Origin of the sequence: Capnocytophaga sp. oral taxon 326 str. F0382, assembly GCF_000318295.1 — a bacterium.
Classification (GTDB): domain Bacteria; phylum Bacteroidota; class Bacteroidia; order Flavobacteriales; family Flavobacteriaceae; genus Capnocytophaga; species Capnocytophaga periodontitidis.
Window position 1 is genome coordinate 1 of sequence record NZ_KB291392.1, and the last position, 3,526, is coordinate 3,526.

Annotated in this window: 3 protein-coding genes; all 3 read left to right on the top strand. The window is 34.8% G+C overall.

Annotated elements, in window-relative coordinates; all coding sequences use genetic code 11:
* The first annotated feature begins 26 nt into the window (after positions 1-26).
* The 3 genes from HMPREF9073_RS04530 to HMPREF9073_RS04540 all read left to right on the top strand — a co-directional run bounded on the left by HMPREF9073_RS04530 (position 27) and on the right by HMPREF9073_RS04540 (position 3,495).
* Positions 27-953 carry a hypothetical protein gene (locus tag HMPREF9073_RS04530; RefSeq protein WP_034555396.1) on the top strand — a complete coding sequence of 309 codons (927 nt, stop codon included), beginning with the start codon at positions 27-29 and terminating at the stop codon, positions 951-953.
* Positions 954-1,223: 270 nt separating this feature from the next.
* On the top strand, positions 1,224-2,162 hold the full coding sequence (locus tag HMPREF9073_RS04535) for a hypothetical protein (RefSeq protein ID WP_009412833.1): 939 nt from the start codon (positions 1,224-1,226) through the stop codon (positions 2,160-2,162).
* A gap of 349 nt (positions 2,163-2,511) precedes the next feature.
* Complete coding sequence (locus HMPREF9073_RS04540; RefSeq protein WP_009412834.1) at positions 2,512-3,495, top strand: hypothetical protein; 984 nt, start codon at positions 2,512-2,514, stop codon at positions 3,493-3,495.
* The last annotated feature ends 31 nt before the right edge of the window (positions 3,496-3,526 follow it).

Genomic DNA, 3,526 nt, shown 5'->3' on the forward strand with positions numbered 1-3,526 from the left:
CCCAAAATTTAAATACTTATAGCATTATGAAGAAAATTTTATTCAGCCTTTTGGCAGTGGCTACACTTATAGGATGTTGCAAAAACGACGACAATGGCAGTGATTCAGCAAACCATCTGGTTAAGAAAATTACTACCAAGAACAAGGATGGAAACCTCGAAGAGGTAATAACACTTACTTATGAGGGAGGACGCCCTATATCACACTCTTATACTAAATATGACAATGGTGTGCAGACAGGTACTACTGTTATTACCAATATCAGTTATGAAGGAAATTTTGTTAAACGGATAAAAGTAGAAAATGCAAGAAGAGATAACTCTGAGCAAAACTTCACGTATAAAGATGGAAAGGTAGCTACTAAAACAGAGAAGTATGAAAGGAATAACTATACTACTACGTATCAGTATTCTTATGCAGGAAATCAGCTTACCAATGTATTGAAAAGCCGTCCTACTACTATTTATGTAAATGGAAATGTCCAAAGTGGTACTTATTATGAAGAAAGACAATTTACCTACAGAGGTAATACAGTAATTGAAGTAACAACTCAATATGAAAAAGACCTTAATGGTGCAGTGGTAACTGATACTTCTTATGGCACTAACACTATAACTTATACTCTTTCTGGTGGAAATGTTGTGAAGGAAGTAGAAGAAAATTCTTATTCTAACTCTGTAGAAGAATACACTTATGATACTAAGTCTAATCCATTACACTATATAACTAATTTTGTAGATCCAGACCCGACAAATTTTCTTGAAGTTGATAATGGGAAGAACAATATCTTAACTTATAAAAATACTCGTGAGCACAATGGCACAAAAAACGAAACTCTTAGCATCTTTGAGTACACTTATAATGCTAATGGTTACCCAACCGTAGTAAAACAATATAAGGAAAAAGGAAATGGTGCAAGAGAGTTTCGAGGTACTAAAGAATACGAGTATTAATCCCCTTTTCCACTCCATACAAAACTGCCCCATCTCCGCGGGCAGTTTTTTTATCCCTACACTTTATCAAAGGTGCGAGCCGCACGGGCAAAAAAAATTGGCATATTCTATAAATCTGATAATCAATCACTTTTAATCATTTTGTAGGGGCGTTTTGCAAACGCCCCCTCAATATAGAATTTTTGGAACAGTTTTTTTTAATTGCCCGTCGTGCTACGACTTCGTAATTTTTTACTATCTTTGCCCCAAAATTTAAATACTTATAGCATTATGAAGAAAATTTTATTCAGCCTTTTGGCAGTGGCTACACTTATAGGATGTTGCAAAAACGACGACAATGGCAGTGATTCAGCAAACCATCTGGTTAAGAAAATTACAGCAAAAAACAAAAATGGAAATCTTGAAGAGGTGATAACCTTTACTTTTCAAGGAGGACGACCTATTTCACAACATTCCTCTTATTACAAAGATGGTGTACAAACAGGTACTACTCAAGTTACTACTATTCACTACGAAGGTAATTTAGTAAAAAAAGTAAAAACAGAAAATGCTGGAAGGAAAAGCTTCGAGGAAAACTACTTTTATGAAAATGGAAAGCTTTCTCGTTCAACTGAAAAACGCGAAAGAAATGACTATACTACCACGTATGAGTATTCTTACACAAATAATCAGGTTACTACTGTATTAAAAAGCTATCCTACCACTATTTATCTTAAAAGTGGTGACACCCAAAGTGGCACACGTTATACCGAGAGACAATTCACCTATAATGGCAATACAGTAATTGAAGTAGAAACTGGATATGAAAAAGACCTTAATGGTGTGGTAGTAACTAACACTGTTTCTTCTAATGGTACTCAAACTATAACTTATACCCTTTCTGGAGGTAATGTAGTGAAAAAAGTAGAAGAAACTGAATATTCTACCACTACAAGAGAATATACTTATGACACCAAGCACAACCCTCGTTATGAGATGATCGGAATATTCAATCCTGACCCTACAAAAACTCTTGAAGCCTATAATGGAAAAAACAATGTTATAAAAGAAAAATATAACTATACAGAGAAATCAGGCAGCAGAAAAATTGTTTTTATTCGCACTAGTGACCACACTTATAATGCTGATGGCTACCCAACGATAGTAAAACTGTATACAGAAGAAAACGGCGTAAGAGAATTTAATAGCACTATTGAATACGAATATTAATCCCCTTTTCCACTCTATACAAAACTGCCCCATCTCCGCGGGCAGTTTTTTTATCCCTACACTTTGCCAAAGATGCGAGCTGCAAAGGTAAGAAACTTTAGTATATTCTATAAAATTGATAATCAAACACTTTTAGAGTGCGTTGTGTAGGGGCGTTTTGCAAACGCCCCCTCAATATAGAATTTTTGGAACACCCTCTTTTTGTCATTCGTCACTCGTCACTCGTCATTCGTCACTATACTTTATTGCCCGTCGTACTACAACTTCGTAACTCGTCATTCGTCTCTCGTCATTCGTAATTCGTAATTTTTTACTATCTTTGCCCCAAAATTATAAATCTTATAGCATTATGAAGCATTTTTTAGTAAGCCTTTTGGCTATCGCTACATTAGCCGCTTGTAGCAAAAACGATGATGATAACAACAATAACGGTGGTGGAAACAATGGTAATGGTGGTACTACCTCAACTACTGTTACAAGCACCACACAAACCCCTACAATGAAAGTTGAACGAATGATTTCCTTTGAGCCAGACGGAAAACACACCTATGAAGTTATAGCTCACTATGAAAATGGAAAAATAACCTCTTTTTCTGAGAGAGAACTCATTGACGGAGTACAAACTGGCTCTACCCAAATCACTACTCTTAAATATGATGCTCAAGGGCGTATCCAAGAAAGAAAAGAAGCTCAAGAAGACGGCTCTATTGACAGAGAGAATAAAACAGAAACTTTCTTCTATGACGGCAGTGGTAATTTAGAGCGAAAAGAAATTACCTACCCTATGAAACTTAATGGGAATGGGACTATAGAGTACAAATACGAGAATGGTAAACTAAAACAATTTACCTATAAAGGAAGTTTAAATAATGGGGAAAAACGTTATGAAACTCATACTTTCAATTACACTAATGCAAACATTACTGTGAATATCAAAGAGTATTATGTGAATGCACAAGAAGCCGTAATAACCAGCACTATAAAAAATTCTAAAATCATCTATATTCTTTCTAATGGTAATGTTATAACAAAAGAAGAAACTCATCCTCAAGGAAGTACTACTATAACCAATTTTAAATACGACAATGCTAAGACTCTTCATTCTTTGAATACTTTAACACTCGAACCAGAAACTTATGATGAAAGCGACTTTTGCAAAAATAATATTATCTCTAAGGAAAGAACCTATACATATTCATATAATGGACAAACCAACACTCACAAAACTACTTATCGTTATGAGTATGAATATACTCCAGAGGGTTATCCTAAAACTATAAAGGAATATAATAGTGAAGGTAAGCTAGAAGAAATTAAAGAATACGAATACTAATCCCCTTTTCCACTCCATACAAAACTGCCCC

Coding starts and splice junctions, on each gene's coding strand:
- HMPREF9073_RS04540 (WP_009412834.1), top strand. CDS start 2,512: ATGAAGCATTTTTTAGTAAGCCTTTTGGCTATCGCTACATTAGCCGCT.
- HMPREF9073_RS04535 (WP_009412833.1), top strand. CDS start 1,224: ATGAAGAAAATTTTATTCAGCCTTTTGGCAGTGGCTACACTTATAGGA.
- HMPREF9073_RS04530 (WP_034555396.1), top strand. CDS start 27: ATGAAGAAAATTTTATTCAGCCTTTTGGCAGTGGCTACACTTATAGGA.